The organism is Marinobacter qingdaonensis, from assembly GCF_034555935.1.
GTDB classification, from domain to species: domain Bacteria; phylum Pseudomonadota; class Gammaproteobacteria; order Pseudomonadales; family Oleiphilaceae; genus Marinobacter; species Marinobacter qingdaonensis.
The window spans coordinates 763,285-779,227 of record NZ_JAYDCJ010000003.1; the positions used below are offsets into that span (position 1 = coordinate 763,285).

Here is a 15,943-nt window from a genome sequence, read left to right on the forward strand (position 1 = left end):
CCAACGGAGCCCTGGACGCGGTGGCGAAGCAGCAAGCAGTGACGGACATACTCCGCCAGTATGACCCGGTGCCTGATCGGTTCGATGAGCTGGGCTCCCTCGGGGCCGGGCCGGCATCCCACTGGCAACCCCTGTTGCAACAGCTTAACCACGAGTCGGTGGAGGGGCTGAACCTGCGGTCCCAGGCGGTGGCTGCCGCCATTGCCGAAGACGGGGTGACCTACAACGTCTACGAGGACCCGCGCGGTGACACCCGCCCCTGGGAGGTGGACCTGCTGCCGCTGGTGCTGGGTGCGGAGGAATGGCAGCGGCTGGCGGGGGCCGTGGCCCAGCGCGCGGAACTGCTGGATCGGGTGCTGGCGGACCTTTATGGCGCCCAGACCCTGCTGAAGGATGGTTTGCTGCCGCCGGCACTGGTTTACGGTCAGGCCGGTTTCCAGTGGCCATGCCAGGGCATCCGGCCGGCGGGTGACCGATTCCTGCACCTCTATGCCCTGGATCTGGCGCGGGCCCCGGATGGCGGCTGGTGGGTCATGGCCGATCGCACCCAGGCGCCCTCGGGCGCGGGTTACGCCCTGCAGAACCGCCTGGTGATCTCCCGCGCGTTTCCGGCGCCCTTCCACAACCTGCCGGTCAGCCACCTGGCGGAGTTCTTCCAGGGTTTCCAGAGCAGCCTGGCGAGCCTGTCCCCGGCCGGCCCGGACTCGCCGCTGTGTGTGCTGCTGACCCCCGGTCGCTTCAACGAAACCTACTTCGAGCACGTGTTCCTGGCCCGCTACCTCGGTTTTCCGCTGGTGGAAGGGCAGGATCTGACCGTGCGTGACGACACCGTGTACCTGAAGACCCTGCAGGGCCTGCGGCGGGTGCACGCGATCTACCGCCGCCTCGACGACGGCTTCTGCGACCCGCTCGAGCTGCGCGCCGATTCGGTCCTGGGGGTGCCCGGGCTGTTGGGGGCGGTGCGCGCCGGCAAGGTGCTGATGGCCAACGCCCTGGGCTCGGGGGTATTGGAAAGCGCCGCGTTGTTCGGCTTCCTGCCGGAAATCTCCAAGAAGCTGTTGGGTTCGCCCCTGGCCATGCCGTCCGTGGCGTCCTGGTGGTGTGGCGAGAAGCCGGCGCTGGATTACGTCATCGCCCATCTGGATGAGCTGGTGGTCAAACCCGCCTTCGGCACCATGCGCATGGAGCCGGTGTTCGGCTATCAGGTAAAGGGCGCCGAGCGGGACGCGCTGATCCGAAAGATGCGGGCGCACCCCCATGCCTTCGTTGGCCAGGAGCTGGTGCACCTGTCCCAGGCCCCGGTCTGGAAAGGCGATCCGGACCAGCCGCTGGCGACCCGCTCCATCGGCCTGCGGCTGTTCGCGGCGGCCACGCCATCGGGCTGGAAAGTGATGCCCGGGGGCCTGACCCGGGTGGCCATGGACGATGGCGTCGAAGTCATCTCAATGCAGCGGGGCGGCCTGTCCAAGGACACCTGGGTGCAGGCCCGGAGCAGTGCCCCGGTTACCTCGATGCTCAAGAAGCGGCTGCAGGTGTCCGATCTGCTTGAGGGCGAGCGGGACACGCCGTCCCGGGTGGGCGAGAACCTGTTCTGGATGGGCCGTCATTCGGAGCGCGCCGAGGGCACGGCCCGGCTGCTGCGAGCCGCCTTCAATCGCCTGTCCGGGCACGAGCGGGTCGATGAGGAAGCGCTGCTGGGGTTGCAGCAGGCCGCCACCCTGTTCGGAACCCTGCCCGAGCCAGACGAGGACGAACCGCGCGAGCCCTTGCCCGGGGCCTTGCTGGCGGCGGTCAGCGACCCCGGCCAACCCGGCTCCATTGCCGCCGTGCTCCAGGGCCTGCTGTTCAATGCCAGCCAGGTTCGGGATCGCCTGTCGGCCGACAACTGGCGCACGCTGAACCGGCTGGGCCGACCGCTGACGCCGGCGCCAACCACGCCGGAACGCGCCCGCTGGGCGCTTAATCTGGTGCTGGCGGACTGTGTCTCGCTGTCCGGTTTTGCCATGGACGACATCACCCGGGATGCCAGCTGGGTCTTTCTGGTGGTTGGCCGGCGCCTGGAGCGACTGGCGAACCTGTGTACCCTGATCAGCGTGCCGCTGTTCAGCGACCGGTTCAGCCGCTACGCGATGCTGGACTGGTTGCTGGAAGTGGCCAACTCGGAAGTCACCTACCGGACCCGTTATCGCCGGATCCCGGAACTGCTCGGCGTGCTCCACACGGTGGTGATGGATGCCAGCAACCCGCACTCGGTGATGTTCCAGGTGTGCGAACTGCAGAAAGAGCTGCCCGAGATGGGCCGGAAAACGGGCCAGCTGTTCCCGCCGGAACTGGGCGATTGCCTGCAGCGACTGCAGGCCCTGGATCTGCACCCGTTCGAGAAGAAGCGGCCGGACAAGGCCTGTGAAGCCCTGGGCGACCTGCTGCTGGACATCCGCGCGGCGGTGTACCGCGTGTCCGATGAAATACAGCGCCAGTACTTTATCCACACCCGGTATCCGCACCGGTCGGCATCCGGGCAGTGAGGCGGCCATCATGACCTTTGTTCGCTATCACGTGCGCCACGAAACCCGGTACCAGTACGACTCGATGGTGGGGGAGTCCCATCACCTGCTGCGGATGACCCCCCGCACCTTGCCCTGGCAGCGCAACCTCGAGCATCATCTGGCGATCTCGCCGGAACCGTCCATGCGCCGAAATTTCCTGGACAGCCTGGGCAACCAGATCACCGCCATTCACTACATCGCCGAGCACGACTACCTGTCCATCACCAGCGAGTTCTGGGTCGAGCTGCTGGCCCGGCCGGAGCTGCCGAAATCGGCATTGAAACTGCCCTGGGAGACGGTGCGGGACAGCCTGCGCTACCGGGCGGACCGGACCTTCGCCCAGGACCACCTGGAGGCCACTGCGTTCCGCTTTGCCTCCACCAACGTGCCCATCGATTCCCGTTACGCCGCCTACGCCGAGCGCGCCTTCACGCCCGGACGCAGCCTGGTGGAGGCGGCGGATGCGCTGATGCGACTGATCCACAAGGAGTTCAGCTTCGATCCGTCGGCCACCGAGACCTTTACCCCGGTGGAGGAGGCCTTCGAGGCGCGCCGGGGTGTGTGCCAGGACTTTACCCACATCATGTTGGCCTGCCTGAGATCCGTTGGCCTGGCGGCGCGTTACATGAGTGGCTACATCCTTACCCACCCCCCGGCCGGAAAATCCCGACTGATCGGGGCCGACGCCACCCATGCCTGGGTCGCGGTTTTCGTGCCGGAGTTTGGCTGGCTCGAGCTGGATCCCACCAACGCCCTGCGCCCGGGCCTGGAACACATTACCCTGGGCTGGGGCCGGGATTTCTCCGACATCACCCCCATGCGCGGGGTCCTGCTTGGTGGCGGTGAGCACGAACCCGAGATCGCCGTGACCGTGGTGCCCGAGGACGAATTCGCGTCCCTGTACGCGGACGGGGAAACCTATCTGGAAGGGTGGACCCGGTAACCGCGAGCGGCCGGGCTACTGGGGCCGGGCCAGGGCCTGCAGCTGCTCCACCGTCAACTGCTCCACCAGGGCACCCCGAAACTGACGGTTGATGAACCGCTCGGTCTCCTTCTGGATGCGCTCCCGTTCACCGGGTTGGTCGATGTAATCCATGGCCCGGAACAGGATGTAGCGGATGGTCATGTGAGAGATTTCCTGGATGGTCTCCGGCGGCACTTCGCTCACCAGTTGCCGGTCGATGATGTCCTCGGCCATCTCCCGGGCACTGGCATCCAGCTGGCCCTGCAGCGCCTGACGCAGCAACGGCGAGGCGCCGTGCAGTTCCCGCACCGCCACGGTGGTGGCGGCCGGGTTGGCAAGAAAATAGTGGTACACGTACTGCACCGTGTCGTGGGCGGCCTGCTCGGACGAGCCCGCGGTCCGGCGCAGCTCCCGCACTCCCGCCTTCATGTCCTCGGCGATGTACCCCAGCACCTGCAAACCGAACTCGTCCAGGTTCCGGAAATGCCGATAAAAGGTATTCGGGTTCAGACCCGCTTCCCGCGCCAGTTCCCGCAACCCCAGCGAGGTCAGGCTCCGGCTCTGGGTAATGAGTCGCAGCGCCGCCTGGATCAGTTTCAGTTTTCCGCCCGATAGAACGCTCATTGCGACCTCACTTTAGGTGCCAGGGCAGGGTGGACAGGGCTTCTGGAAACCGCTGCAAGTACATCCCTGTACGCTTGCTTTCCGCCTTCCCTGGCTCCAAGCATTTCCAGAAGCCCTGTCCACCCCGCCCCCACGCTTGGTGAGGGGATCGGGGAGAGCTTTTCGAAACTGTGCGGAGCCATGGATGGCGGAGCTCAGGCGTCCCATGGACGGGCTCGAGCGGGTTTCGGAAAGCTCTTCGCGATCGCCTCCTCCCCCGGAATTTGGGCAATCGGGACAGTCATCAGTCGTCCCGGGCCAATTAAACAAAAGCCTATGCCGAGCAGTATACAGCTGTCTACTTTTCTATGTATACATGTGTATACCCGCCGTCATCATGACGGCATCGACAACAACAGACAAGGCCAAATCGGCCCCAGGAAGACGAGGTTGCCATGAGCCAACACACCAAGATCGCCATCATCGGAACCGGGTTCTCCGGCCTGGGCATGGGCATCAAACTCAAGGAAGCCGGCTACCACGATTTCGTGATACTGGAACAAAGCGACGACGTGGGTGGGACCTGGCATGAAAACCATTATCCGGGCTGCGCCTGCGACGTGCAGTCGGCGCTGTACTCGTTCTCCTTCGAGCAGAATCCGAACTGGAGCCGGCGCTTCGCCCAGCAGCCGGAAATCAAAGCCTACCTGCGCCACTGCGCAAAAAAATACGGCCTGATGGAACACATCCAGCTGAACACCCACGTGGCCGGCGCCCGCTACGACGAGGCCCGCGCCCACTGGACGGTGGAAACCTGCAACAGCCCGGAACTCTGGTCCTACATGCAGGTGAAAGGCCTGAAACCGGGCGACACCCTGGACCGCAGCGACCAGGCCCTGCCCAAGTTCCAGCGCTTCAAGGCCGACATCGTCGTTTCCGGCATGGGAGGGCTGAGCACCCCCGCCTACCCGGACATCAAGGGCATCAACAGCTTCACCGGCAAGAGCTTCCACTCTCAGGACTGGGACCACGACTACGACCTGCGCGGCAAGCGGGTGGCGGTGATCGGCACCGGCGCGTCGGCCATCCAATTCGTTCCGGAAGTGGCCAAGGACGCCGCCCAGCTGGACCTGTACCAGCGCACGCCGCCGTGGATCATGCCCAAACCGGACCGGGCCATTCAGCCCCTGGAGAAGCTGCTGTACCGCCGCTTCCCCCAGACCCTGAACGCCTACCGCCAGAGCCTGTACTGGATGCTGGAGGGCCGGGTGCTCGGCTTTGTCGGCAACCCGCGTATCCTGAAAGTCGGTGAGCTCCAGGCCCGGCGCCACATTCGCAGCCAGATCAAGGACAAGGAACTGCGCAAGAAGGTAACCCCGGATTTCCACTTTGGCTGCAAGCGGGTGCTCATCTCCAACAACTACTACCCGGCGCTGGCCCAGGACAATGTCTCGGTGCTGACCGGCGGCATTCGCGAAGTGCGCGGCAACGTGATTGTGGATAACCAGGGCCGGGAGCGGGCGGTGGACTGCATCATCTACGGCACCGGCTTCAAGGCCCAGGACCCGATTCCCGCCGGCATGGTGAGCGGGCGTGGCGGCCAGGATCTGCTCGAGGCCTGGAAGGATGGTGCGGAAGCCTACAAGGGCAGCACCGTCGCCGGCTTCCCCAATTTCTTCCTGCTGATGGGGCCGAACACCGGGCTTGGCCACAGCTCCATGGTGTACATGATCGAAAGCCAGATTCAGTACGTGCTGGATGCCGTGAAAAAGATGGAACGGCGGGGCTGGCGCAGCGTGGAAGTGAAACCGGAGGCCCAGAGCCGGTACAACGCCTCGGTCCATGCCAAGCTCGGCGACTCGGTCTGGCACACCGGCTGCCAGAGCTGGTACGTGAACGAAAATGGCAAGAACACCACCCTCTGGCCGGGCTTCACCTGGCAGTTCCGTCAGCAGACCCAGAAGTTTGATTCAGCCCAGTACCACTGCGAAACGGACACCGTGACCGTCGGAGAGGCCGCGGTCGCGGTCTGACGCACGGCGGTCGCCGCGCGTCGCCCCGTCCGGTTACGCCACAAGCGTGCCGCCGTCCACCGCCAGGCATTGCCCGGTGATGTGACGGCCGGCCTCGGACGCCATCAGCACTGCTGCACCCTTGAGATCCTCCTCGCCGCCAAAGCGGTTGAGGGGGATGCGTTGCAGCATGCTGTCGCCCTGAGCGTCCAGCAAGCCCTGGGACATCTTCGACGGGAAGAAGCCGGGACACAGGGCATTCACGTTGATGTTGTGCCGCCCCCACTCCGAGGCCAGGGCCCGGGTGAAGTTCACCATGGCGCCCTTGCTGGTGTTGTAGGCGATGGTCTGCATACCTTCCGGGTTGCCGGACAGCCCGGCGATGGAGGCAATGTTGATGATCTTGCCGGTCTTGCGCGGAATCATGCAGCGCTTGCCCACGGTCTGGGTCAGGAAGAAGCTGGCGTTCACATTCAGGTTCATGACCTTCATCCAGCCCTCCGCCGGATAGTCCTCGGCGGGCGCGCCCCAGGTGGCGCCGGCGTTGTTGACCAGAATGTCGATGTCACCCAGCTGCTCGACCACCTGATCCACCACGCCCGGAATGCCCTCCAGGTTGCCCAGATCGGCGGCGATGGTAACCACCTTCACTCCCAGGCCATCCAGATGCGCTTTGGCGGCCTCCAGTTCGTGCTCTTTGCGGGCACTGATGGCCACGCTGGCGCCCAGTTCACCCAGGGCCTCGGCCATCTGCAGGCCCAGGCCGCGGGAGCCGCCGGTGATGAAGGCGACCTTGCCGGTCAGATCGAATAGCTGTTGTACGCTCATGGTTTGTCCTTGTGGTGTTGCGGCGGGCGGGAGAGGCCTCCCAAAACCCGCCTCAAGACGTCCCTGTACGGCTCGAGCTCCGCCATCCATGGCTCCGCACGGTTTTGGAAGGCCCCTCCCGCCCGCCGGTCTGAGCTCTCGGGTTGACCCGTTAACGTTGGGGTTTAGGCCACCTCGAACAGGCCGGCCGCGCCCATGCCGGAACCGACACACATGGTCACCACCACGTACTTCACACCCCGGCGCTTGCCTTCGATCAGGGCGTGACCGACCAGGCGGGAACCGGTGGTGCCGTAGGGGTGGCCGACGGCGATGGCGCCGCCGTTGACGTTCAGGCGGTCCATGGGGATGCCGAGTTTGCGCTGGCAGTAAAGTACCTGCACGGCGAAGGCTTCGTTGAGTTCCCACAGGCCGATGTCGTCGACGGTCAGGCCGGCGCGCTTGAGCAGCTTGGGCACCGCGAACACCGGGCCGATGCCCATCTCATCCGGCTCACAGCCGGCGACGGCGAAACCGCGGAAGATGCCCAGTGGGGTGGCGCCGCGCTGTTCGGCGATCTTGCCGTCCATCAGCACGCAGGCGGAGGCGCCGTCGGAGAACTGGCTGGCGTTGCCGGCGGTGACCACGCCACCTTCCATCGCCGAGCGGATCTTGCTCACGCCGTCGAGGTTGGTACCCGGGCGGATGCCTTCGTCCTGGCTGACGGTCACTTCCTGGCTGCTGAGCTGGCCGGTGGCCTTGTCGGCGACGCCCATGGTGGTGGTGATGGGCACGATCTCGTCGTCGAACTTGCCATCCTCCCGGGCCTGGGTGGCCAGCTGCTGGCTGCGCACGCCGTACTCGTCCATGTCCTCTTTCTTGATGCCGTAACGCTGGGCGACGGTTTCCGCGGTCTGCAGCATGGGCCAGTAGAGTTCGGGCTTGTGCTTGGCGAGCCAGGGTTCCATGAAGTAGTTCTGGTTCAGGTTGGCCTGTACGGTGGAGATGGACTCCACGCCACCGGCGACCATCACCGGGACCTTATCCACCGCAATGTGGTGGGCCGCCATGGCGATGGCCTGCAGCCCGGAGGAGCAGAACCGGTTGATGGTGGCGCCGGCCACGGTGACCGGCAGGCCCGCGCGAATCGCACCCATGCGGGCGACGTCGTTGCCGGTGGAGCCCTCGGGCAGGGCGCAGCCCATCAGTACATCTTCGATTTCGTTCGGGTCGACCTTGGAGCGCTCGACCGCGTGCTGGATGGCGTGACCGGCCAGGGTGGCACCGTGGGTCATGTTCAGGCCGCCGCGCCAGGACTTGGCCAGAGGCGTGCGGGCGGTGGATACGATGACAACATCATTGGACATAACAATTCTCCTCAGCTCGGAGCGGCGGCCTTGCGATGAGGGAGTGGCCGCCCCGGATCAATTCGTGGACCGGTTATTTGGCGTCAAAGCCCTTGCCGTCGGCGGCGCGCTGGGCCAGCAGGGCGGCCGGCTCCCAGAAGCCCGGCTGGGTGTGGCGGTCTTCGGTGAAGGCCTGCATGGCGCGCACCACGTTGGGCAGGCCCACCTCCTCGGCGTAGCGCATGGGGCCACCCCGGAATACCGGGAAGCCGTAGCCGGTCAGGTAGACCATGTCGATGTCGGAGGCGCGCTGGGCGATGCCCTCGTCCAGGATCTGGGCGCCCTCGTTGACCAGGGCGTAGACGCAGCGCTCGACGATTTCCTGGTTGCTGATCTTGCGCGGGGTGATGCCCAGCTCGGCGCGCACCTCGTCGATCACCTTGTCCACTTCCGGATCGGGCAGGGCGTTGCGGTTGCCCGGCTCGTAGCGGTAGAAACCGGCGCCGGTCTTCTGACCGTAGCGGCCCATTTCACACAGGCGATCGGCGACCACCATCTTCACCATGTCCGGGTTCTCGGCGTACTGGCGCTTGCGGATGGCCCAGCCGATGTCGCCGCCGGCCAGGTCGGCCATGCGCAGCGGGCCCATGGCAAAGCCGAACTTCTCGATGGCCTTGTCGATCTGCTGCACGCTGGCGCCTTCCTCCAGCATCAGCAGGGCCTCCCGCTGGTACTGATTGATCATGCGGTTGCCGATGAAGCCGTCGCACACGCCGGAGACCACGGCGGTCTTCTTGATCGCCTTGGCCAGTTTCATGGCGGTCGCCAGCACGTCCTTGGCGGTTTTCTCACCGCGCACCACTTCCAGCAGCTTCATGATGTTGGCTGGGCTGAAGAAGTGCAGGCCGATGACGTCTTCCGGGCGTTTGGTAAAGCTGGCGATCTTGTCCAGATCCAGGGTGGAGGTGTTGGAGGCCAGAATGGCGCCGGGCTTGCACACCTCGTCCAGTTTCTCGAACACCGACTGCTTGACGCCCATTTCCTCGAACACCGCTTCGATCACCACGTCGACGTCGCCCAGGTCGTCGTAGGACAGGGACGGGGTCAGCAGCGCCATCTTGGCGCGGGCATCGTCTTCGGACATGCGGCCTTTCTTGACCCGGCCCTCGTAGACCTTCTGGATCGCCGCCACGCCCCGGTCCAGGCCTTCCTGCTTCATTTCCACCAGGGTGACCGGGATGCCGGCGTTCAGGAAGTTGATGCTGATGCCGGTGCCCATGGTGCCGCCGCCGATCACGCCGACTTTCTTGATGTCCCGGACCGGGGTATCGGCCGGCACATCGGCGATCTTGCTGGTCAGGCGCTCGGAGAAGAAGGCGTGGCGCAGGGCCCGGGATTCCGGTGTCTGCATCAGGTTGAGGAAGGCTTCGCGTTCCACTTGCATGCCCTTATCGAAGGGCATGGTGACGGCGGCTTTAACCGCATCAACGCACTTCAGCGGAGCCGGGTAGTTCTTAGCCATGGCCCCGACGGTGTTGCGGGTGAACATGAAGAAGCCTTCCGGGTTGTCGTGACGCACCTTCAGGTCGCGGACTTTCTTCAGTGGCAGCTGTTCGTTCACCACCTTGGTGGCGTAAGCGATGGCGGCGTCCAGCAGCTCACCGTCGATGAGTTCGTCAAACAGCGCGCTGCCCTTGAACTGCTTGGCCGGCACCACGCTGCCGGAGACGATCATGTTCAGGGCGTGCTCGGCGCCGATCACCCGGGGCAGGCGCTGGGTGCCGCCGGCGCCCGGCAGCAGGCCGAGTTTTACCTCCGGCAGGGCAATCTGGGCGTCCGGCTTGGCGATGCGGTAGTGGCAGCCCAGGGCCAACTCTAATCCTCCGCCCATGCAGGCGCCGCTGATGGCGGCGATGACCGGCTTGCGGCTGCTTTCCACGTAGTTGATCACGGTGTTCAGGTTGGGCTCGGCCATGGCCTTGTCGGTGCCGAATTCACTGATGTCGGCGCCGCCGGAGAAGGCCCGGTCGGAGCCGATCAGCACCACTGCCTTCACGGCGTCGTCGGATTCCGCCCGCAGGACGCCATCCACAATGCCTTGGCGCAGTGCCAGGCCGAGGCCGTTGACCGGCGGGTTGTCGAGTCGGATGACGGCAATGTTGCCGTGCACATCGTAGTGGGCGGTACTCATGAGGCAGCTCCCTGATACTGACATGGTTGGTGTGGCGGTGCAGGGAGCTGGGATGAGATGGCTCCATACACTGGTGTATTGTTAATCCATACACTAATGTATGTTTTAATGCCGGTCAACGCTTTCGATGTGGCCGCCCCCGATGGGGTAGAATGCCGACCAAGCGCTGACCAGACCGACCACCCCAGGACCCGACGCCGGACATGACCCAAGCCCAGTCCCCCAGAAACCGCGGCCGAACGCCGTCGGAAAAGAACCAGCTGACCCGCGACGATTGGCTCGATGGCGCCGCCGGTGAAATCGCGGCCGGTGGGTTTGGCCAGTTGCGGGTGATGACCCTGGCGAAGAAGCTGGGGGTGACCCGGGGCAGCTTCTACTGGCACTTTCGCGACCATGAGGACCTGGTGGTCAGCTTCCTCAATCGCTGGCGGGACCGGCGGCTGAACGAGCTGCAGTACTGGAAACCCCAGGGCGGCGACGTCGACGACGAGCTGCGTAAAACCCTGGACTTCCTGCTCACCGAGGCCGCGCGCAGTGTCCGCCGTTTGCGGGTGGAGCTGGCGGTTCGGGACTTTGCCCGGCGCGACGACTACGCCGCGGACCTGGTGGCCGAGGTGGATGCCGCGCGGATCGATCAGAACTGCGAGCTGCTGGGCCGGCTCAGCCGTGACCCGCAGCGGGTCCGGGATTTGTCCCTGCTGTTGTACGTGGCGACCATCGGGTCCCAGGTGGTGCTGACCGGCAAGAAAGGGGATGAGGACAACATCCGGCGGATCGAGGATCTGGTGGCCCGGGCGATCATGGGGCAGAGCGATGAGCCCTAGGGCGGCGTGCCCATGGCTGTTGGCGCTGGGGCTCAGTCCGGGGCTGGCGCAGGCCGAGGCCTGCCTGAGCAGCGCCGAGACCGAGCTGGAGCGACTGTATTGCCAGGTGGTGGAGCAGGGCGGTGGCCAGGGGCTGCCGTCGCAATCGGATTTTCGCCGCAACGCCCCCCAGGTCCAGGCGCTGCTGCTGAAACGCCCGGCCCAGCGTCTGGGACTGACCCTGCCCCAACCCTCGACGCCGACCCCGGCACCGAACACCTCAGCCATTTCGGCGCAGAAGGCCGCGCCGACTGGCCCGGAGCCGTCGGCGAGTCCGTCGCTGAAGGGCTGCCGGCTTAGCGGCGAGCAGATCCGGTGCCCGAACCGGTCGTTCCAGCTGGCACTGAACCAGCCCAATGGCAACCTCGGCCCCGGCGTGCTGGACGCCGACAACCGGCTGGGACTGAGCCTCTTCAGCGGCGACCACAGCGACGAGCAGGCGGTGCGGCGTTATCTGTCCCAGGCCTACGACCGCTACATCCCGAAGATGCTGGAGATTGGCCTGGGCGCCAACACCATGAGCTTCACCGCCTTCCACAATGCCTTTCACACCCTGGAAGCCGGGGGTGTGGACTTCGCCTCGCGTATGGAGCAGACCTTTCAGCTGCTCAAGCAGGACAAGCAGACCCTGGCGGTCCAGGCCCGATACCACCAGGACCTGCCCCGGGACCTGGGCCAGTGCGAGCCGGTGAACCCGGCGGTGATCGTGTGCGACAACGTCGCCACCAACTGGGTGTTTGTGCACCGGCCGCGCTGACGGCTGGCTTGCTGTTGGCGGAAAAACCGAATACGTTCACTTCCTTACGGCGCAAACCGTCGAACGGCACTAGACTTGCCGCCTTTCAACCCGTTCTGGATTGTCCGGTATGCTCGAAACCTTTTTTTCCACCTTTCTCAGCAGCACCCTGCGCTTTCTGTTCCTGTTGGCGCCCTTCTTCGTGGTCACCATGTTCCTGGCGCTGACCCGGGGCCTGTCGGCGCCGGAAAAGGCGTCGATCATCCGCCGCGCCTGCATCTCCGCCTTTGTGCTCGGGCTGGTGCTGTTCTTTGCTGGTCCGCTGCTGTTCAGTGCCGTCGGCATTACTCTGAATTCGTTCCGGATCGGTGCCGGCAGCCTGCTGTTCCTGACCGCCATCAGCCTGGTCACCAGCGGCACCCGTAACCACGCCACCGGCCTGCCGGAGGAAGACCGCGACGACATCGCGGTGGTGCCCCTGGCCATCCCGGTGATGATCGGCCCGGCCACCATCGGTGCCATCATGGTGTACGGTGCCGAACTGAAGAGTGTGCCGGAGGTGACTGGCGGCCTGCTGGGCCTGGTGGCCGGGTTGTTCGTGCTTGCGGTGTTGCTGCGCTTGTCCGGCTACCTGGAGCGGGCGCTGGGCAAGACCGGCCTGAACATCCTGTCCAAGATCAGTGGCCTGATCCTGTCCGCCATGGCGGCGGAAATTGTATTGACCGGTATTGCCGGTTTCATTGCCTCCACTTAGGATTAAAGCCGTTGTAGGTCGCAGCGAGAGCCGTATGTCTGCCAACACCATCGAACACAACCGGACCCGCCAGAATTTCGATGGCGTGTCCTCCATCTGGCTGTTTGGCTACGGCTCGCTGATCTACAAGGTGGATTTCCCGTTTCTGGAGCGCCGCCCGGCCAGTATCCGGGGCTGGGAACGGCGATTCTGGCAGGGCTCCCACGACCATCGCGGCACTCCGGAGGCGCCCGGCCGGGTGGTGACCCTGATCCAGAGCCCCGGCGCCGTGTGCAAGGGTATGGCCTACCGGGTTTCGCCCAAGGTGTTCGAGCACCTGGATGTGCGCGAGAAGAACGGCTATTTGCGCTTCGCTACCACCCTGACCTTCGAGGACGGCAGCCACCGGGAAGGCCTGGTGTACATCGCCACCGAGGACAACGAGGCCTTCCTGGGCCACGCCCCGGACGCCGACATCGCCCGCCAGATCGCCAGCGCCTCCGGCCCCAGTGGTCCCAACGCCGAGTATCTGCTGCGGCTGGCGGACTCCCTGCGAAAATTGGGCGCTGACTGCCCGCACACCTTCGCCCTGGAACACCAGCTGCGCTCGGTTACGAGCGACAAGGCCTAGCTCGGGCTCAAACCGATTCGGAGGCGTACCGGGCCTTGCCGCCATTGAAGCCCCGCGCCGGCTCCCGACGCCGATGACGCAGGCCGATCAGGATCAGCGGCACCACGATCATCAGGCTGCCGGCCAGGAACCACAGGTCCGGTACTTCGCCAAAGCCCACCCAGCCAATACCGACCGCCCAGATCAGGCCGGTGTACTCGGCACTGGTGACCTGGTTGGCGTCCACCTGCTGGTAGGCCAGCAACACGGTGATGTTGTAACCCAGAATGAACAGGGCGGAACCCAGGGCGCTGATCAGTATGCCGGTGTCCCAGGCGGCGCCTTCCCACCAGGCCAGGGCGCCGGCGGCAGGCAGAATCAGCAGGTAGTTCAGGAACAGCTTGTGCACGGTGGTCTGCTGTTTCGGCAGGGTGCGCACCATGACCGCGTTGATGGCCAGCGCCAGGGCCGAGCCCAGGGCGGCAATCACGGCCCAGTTGAACTCCAGCGGCCGCAGGATCACCAGGATGCCGACAAAGCCGCTGAACACGGCGACCACGCTGAGTGGCGTCAGCCGCTCCCGGAACACGAACACCGACAGCACCATAACCAGGATCGGTGCGGCATAGAACATGGCGTTGGCGGTGGCCAGCGGCAAGTTGCCCAGGGCCACCACCATGCACAGGATGCCGACCAGATGGATATGGGCGCGCACGGCGTGGATCCTGAAACCGGCGAAGAGATTGCGCTTGTCCAGCTGGCCAGCCAGGGGCAACAGCAGGGCCAGGGTGATCACACAGCGCAGGAAGGCGAACTGGAACACCGGGGCGCCGGGTTCCAGCAGCTTGATGAAGACGTCGGAGATCAATGCCATGGCGTTGCCGATCACCAGCAACAGAATGGCGCTGTTTACGGTTTTGCCTGACATGTTTTGACCTCCTCTGTTACCGATTTATGGAGTCCGCGCCCCGAGAACCACCCTTTTCAAAACACGCTCCTGCGGCCCCTCCATGGGGCGCTTGGGCTCCGCCATCCCTGGCTCCGCACAGTTTTGAAAAGGGTGGTTCCCGGGGCGCCCTCAGCTTGTGTCAGGCATTCTAGTGGCGTGCTACTATCCGATAAAATGATGTTTATTCCATTGCCATTAGAAAAATAGATAATGAAACTGCCACCCCTGAAAGCCCTGCCAGTGTTCGAGGCCGTTGCCCGCCTCAACAGCTTTTCCCTGGCCGCCGACGAGCTGGCGGTTAGCCAAAGTGCGGTCAGTCACCAGATGAAACAGCTGGAAACCTACCTGGGGGAGAAGCTGTTCTGGCGCAGTGGCCGAACCCTGACCCTGACCGACGAGGGTCGTCAGTACCTGGAGGGCATAGGCTCGGCGCTGCTGCAGATCGAGCGCGCCAGTGAGCAGTTGCTGGGCCATGAGGAGTCGCGGTTGCGGCTGTCGGTGTTCAGCTCCTTTGCGGTGCGCTGGCTGGTACCGCGGTTGCCGGAGCTGCAGCGGTTGCACCCGCAGGTGGAGCTGGCGCTGGAGATGAGTACCGAGAGTCCGGTGCTGTCGGACCGGGTGGCGGATTGTTTCATTACTATCCACCGGGACTCGCCGGCCTACAGTTACGAGCTGCTGTACGTGGAGCGGTTGTTCCCGGTGTGCAGCCAGGACTACTGGCAGAAGATCCGACGCGAGCTGGGTCGGGAGGAACTGGAGGCGGTGGACGTTCCGATCACACCGGAGGAGATAGCCCGGTTCCCGTTACTCTCGACCCACAGCATTTTCGAGAAAGCCGCCGGTGACTGGGAGGCCTGGTACAAGGCGGTAGAGCTGGGCCTGCCGCCGCAGGCGCGGATCCAGCACTTCAGTCACATGCTGCTGGCCCTGGAAGCGGCGCGTTTCCACCAGGGCATCGCCCTGACCAACGACTACATGCTTAGCACCCGCAAGGATTCCGAGGATTTCGTTCGGCTGCCCTGTCATCCGGTGATGACCGGCGACGAGTTCTTCTTTGCCTGGAAGACCAGCCGACGCGGCGAACGGGGGCTGCAGTTGCTGCGCCGCTGGCTGGTGGATGAGGCCATTCGCGGCGGTTTGCGGGGCGAATAGCCGGCGCCCGCCCATGACCGAACGGTAACAGCCTCCGGCGTCGTCCCGTGGTAACGTGCCAAGGACACGCAGTGATGAGGAGTCGATCAATGACGAAATCAGTGATGTTCGGTGCCGCCCTGGCACTGCTGGTAGGCGCAAATACCGTCATGGCCAAGCCAGCGTCGGACGGCGGCCTGCCGCCGGGTCTGCAGAAAAAGGTCGAACGGGGCGAGCCGCTGCCACCGGGCTGGCAGAAAAAACTGGATTATCGGCGCGGGGACTACTTCGACCGGGACCTGCTGCGCTATGGCGACATTCGCGATATCGGCAACAATCGCCAGCGTATTGAACTGGAAGATCGCATTTACACGGTGATCAAGGACACGCGGGAAATCATCGATATCCTGAATCGCTGAGTCAGCGCCTGGCGGGGGCCGCAAAGCCCCCGC

14 protein-coding genes are annotated in these 15,943 nt (G+C 64.8%); 9 read left to right on the plus strand and 5 right to left on the minus strand.

Annotated elements, in window-relative coordinates; translation table 11 throughout:
* Window positions 1–38: 38 nt before the first annotated feature.
* Window positions 39–2,525, plus strand: coding sequence for a circularly permuted type 2 ATP-grasp protein (locus tag U5822_RS06645; protein ID WP_322854845.1), 2,487 nt, complete (start codon window positions 39–41; stop codon window positions 2,523–2,525).
* Between the two features lie 10 nt (window positions 2,526–2,535).
* Window positions 2,536–3,489: a transglutaminase family protein gene (locus tag U5822_RS06650; RefSeq protein WP_322854846.1), complete on the plus strand. Its 954-nt coding sequence runs from the start codon at window positions 2,536–2,538 to the stop codon at window positions 3,487–3,489.
* A gap of 15 nt (window positions 3,490–3,504) precedes the next feature.
* Here U5822_RS06650 and U5822_RS06655 read toward each other — a convergent pair whose 3' ends face one another.
* A complete protein-coding gene (locus tag U5822_RS06655; RefSeq protein ID WP_322854847.1) occupies window positions 3,505–4,134 on the minus strand; it encodes a TetR family transcriptional regulator in 630 nt (209 codons plus the stop codon).
* 434 nt (window positions 4,135–4,568) lie between these two features.
* Between U5822_RS06655 and U5822_RS06660 the strand changes: the two genes are divergently transcribed.
* Window positions 4,569–6,146, plus strand: a complete 1,578-nt coding sequence (locus U5822_RS06660; protein WP_322854848.1) for a flavin-containing monooxygenase — start codon at window positions 4,569–4,571, stop codon at window positions 6,144–6,146.
* 33 nt (window positions 6,147–6,179) lie between these two features.
* Here U5822_RS06660 and U5822_RS06665 read toward each other — a convergent pair whose 3' ends face one another.
* The 3 genes from U5822_RS06665 to U5822_RS06675 form a co-directional block, all read right to left on the minus strand.
* Window positions 6,180–6,953 (minus strand): SDR family oxidoreductase, encoded by a 774-nt coding sequence (locus U5822_RS06665; RefSeq protein ID WP_322854849.1) that lies wholly within the window; start codon window positions 6,951–6,953, stop codon window positions 6,180–6,182.
* A 164-nt stretch (window positions 6,954–7,117) separates the two neighbouring features.
* Complete coding sequence (locus tag U5822_RS06670; protein WP_322854850.1) at window positions 7,118–8,299, minus strand: acetyl-CoA C-acyltransferase; 1,182 nt, start codon at window positions 8,297–8,299, stop codon at window positions 7,118–7,120.
* 73 nt (window positions 8,300–8,372) lie between these two features.
* The gene (locus tag U5822_RS06675) at window positions 8,373–10,469 is read right to left on the minus strand and encodes a 3-hydroxyacyl-CoA dehydrogenase NAD-binding domain-containing protein (RefSeq protein ID WP_322854851.1); all 2,097 of its coding nucleotides are present in this window, start codon (window positions 10,467–10,469) and stop codon (window positions 8,373–8,375) included.
* Between the two features lie 203 nt (window positions 10,470–10,672).
* Between U5822_RS06675 and U5822_RS06680 the strand changes: the two genes are divergently transcribed.
* The 4 genes from U5822_RS06680 to U5822_RS06695 all read left to right on the plus strand — a co-directional run bounded on the left by U5822_RS06680 (window position 10,673) and on the right by U5822_RS06695 (window position 13,432).
* Entirely contained in the window at window positions 10,673–11,293 is a 621-nt protein-coding gene (locus tag U5822_RS06680) for a TetR/AcrR family transcriptional regulator (RefSeq protein WP_322854852.1), read from the plus strand.
* Window positions 11,283–12,089 carry a hypothetical protein gene (locus tag U5822_RS06685; protein WP_322854853.1) on the plus strand — a complete coding sequence of 269 codons (807 nt, stop codon included), beginning with the start codon at window positions 11,283–11,285 and terminating at the stop codon, window positions 12,087–12,089. The genes U5822_RS06680 and U5822_RS06685 overlap by 11 nt, the downstream gene beginning before the upstream one ends.
* A 109-nt stretch (window positions 12,090–12,198) precedes the next feature.
* Entirely contained in the window at window positions 12,199–12,822 is a 624-nt protein-coding gene (locus U5822_RS06690) for a MarC family protein (protein ID WP_322854854.1), read from the plus strand.
* A gap of 34 nt (window positions 12,823–12,856) precedes the next feature.
* Window positions 12,857–13,432, plus strand: coding sequence for a gamma-glutamylcyclotransferase (locus tag U5822_RS06695; protein WP_322854855.1), 576 nt, complete (start codon window positions 12,857–12,859; stop codon window positions 13,430–13,432).
* A gap of 7 nt (window positions 13,433–13,439) precedes the next feature.
* Here the strand turns inward: U5822_RS06695 and U5822_RS06700 are convergent, their stop codons facing one another.
* A complete protein-coding gene (locus U5822_RS06700; RefSeq protein WP_322854856.1) occupies window positions 13,440–14,339 on the minus strand; it encodes a DMT family transporter in 900 nt (299 codons plus the stop codon).
* Between the two features lie 231 nt (window positions 14,340–14,570).
* On the opposite strand from U5822_RS06700, the gene U5822_RS06705 reads away from it, so the two are divergent.
* Window positions 14,571–15,512, plus strand: a complete 942-nt coding sequence (locus U5822_RS06705) for a LysR substrate-binding domain-containing protein (RefSeq protein ID WP_322854857.1) — start codon at window positions 14,571–14,573, stop codon at window positions 15,510–15,512.
* 89 nt (window positions 15,513–15,601) lie between these two features.
* Window positions 15,602–15,910 carry a hypothetical protein gene (locus U5822_RS06710; RefSeq protein WP_322854858.1) on the plus strand — a complete coding sequence of 103 codons (309 nt, stop codon included), beginning with the start codon at window positions 15,602–15,604 and terminating at the stop codon, window positions 15,908–15,910.
* The last annotated feature ends 33 nt before the right edge of the window (window positions 15,911–15,943 follow it).

Coding starts and splice junctions, on each gene's coding strand:
- U5822_RS06650 (WP_322854846.1), top strand. CDS start 2,536: ATGACCTTTGTTCGCTATCACGTGCGCCACGAAACCCGGTACCAGTAC.
- U5822_RS06655 (WP_322854847.1), bottom strand. CDS start 4,134: ATGAGCGTTCTATCGGGCGGAAAACTGAAACTGATCCAGGCGGCGCTG.
- U5822_RS06660 (WP_322854848.1), top strand. CDS start 4,569: ATGAGCCAACACACCAAGATCGCCATCATCGGAACCGGGTTCTCCGGC.
- U5822_RS06665 (WP_322854849.1), bottom strand. CDS start 6,953: ATGAGCGTACAACAGCTATTCGATCTGACCGGCAAGGTCGCCTTCATC.
- U5822_RS06670 (WP_322854850.1), bottom strand. CDS start 8,299: ATGTCCAATGATGTTGTCATCGTATCCACCGCCCGCACGCCTCTGGCC.
- U5822_RS06675 (WP_322854851.1), bottom strand. CDS start 10,469: ATGAGTACCGCCCACTACGATGTGCACGGCAACATTGCCGTCATCCGA.
- U5822_RS06680 (WP_322854852.1), top strand. CDS start 10,673: ATGACCCAAGCCCAGTCCCCCAGAAACCGCGGCCGAACGCCGTCGGAA.
- U5822_RS06685 (WP_322854853.1), top strand. CDS start 11,283: ATGAGCCCTAGGGCGGCGTGCCCATGGCTGTTGGCGCTGGGGCTCAGT.
- U5822_RS06690 (WP_322854854.1), top strand. CDS start 12,199: ATGCTCGAAACCTTTTTTTCCACCTTTCTCAGCAGCACCCTGCGCTTT.
- U5822_RS06695 (WP_322854855.1), top strand. CDS start 12,857: ATGTCTGCCAACACCATCGAACACAACCGGACCCGCCAGAATTTCGAT.
- U5822_RS06700 (WP_322854856.1), bottom strand. CDS start 14,339: ATGTCAGGCAAAACCGTAAACAGCGCCATTCTGTTGCTGGTGATCGGC.
- U5822_RS06705 (WP_322854857.1), top strand. CDS start 14,571: ATGAAACTGCCACCCCTGAAAGCCCTGCCAGTGTTCGAGGCCGTTGCC.
- U5822_RS06710 (WP_322854858.1), top strand. CDS start 15,602: ATGACGAAATCAGTGATGTTCGGTGCCGCCCTGGCACTGCTGGTAGGC.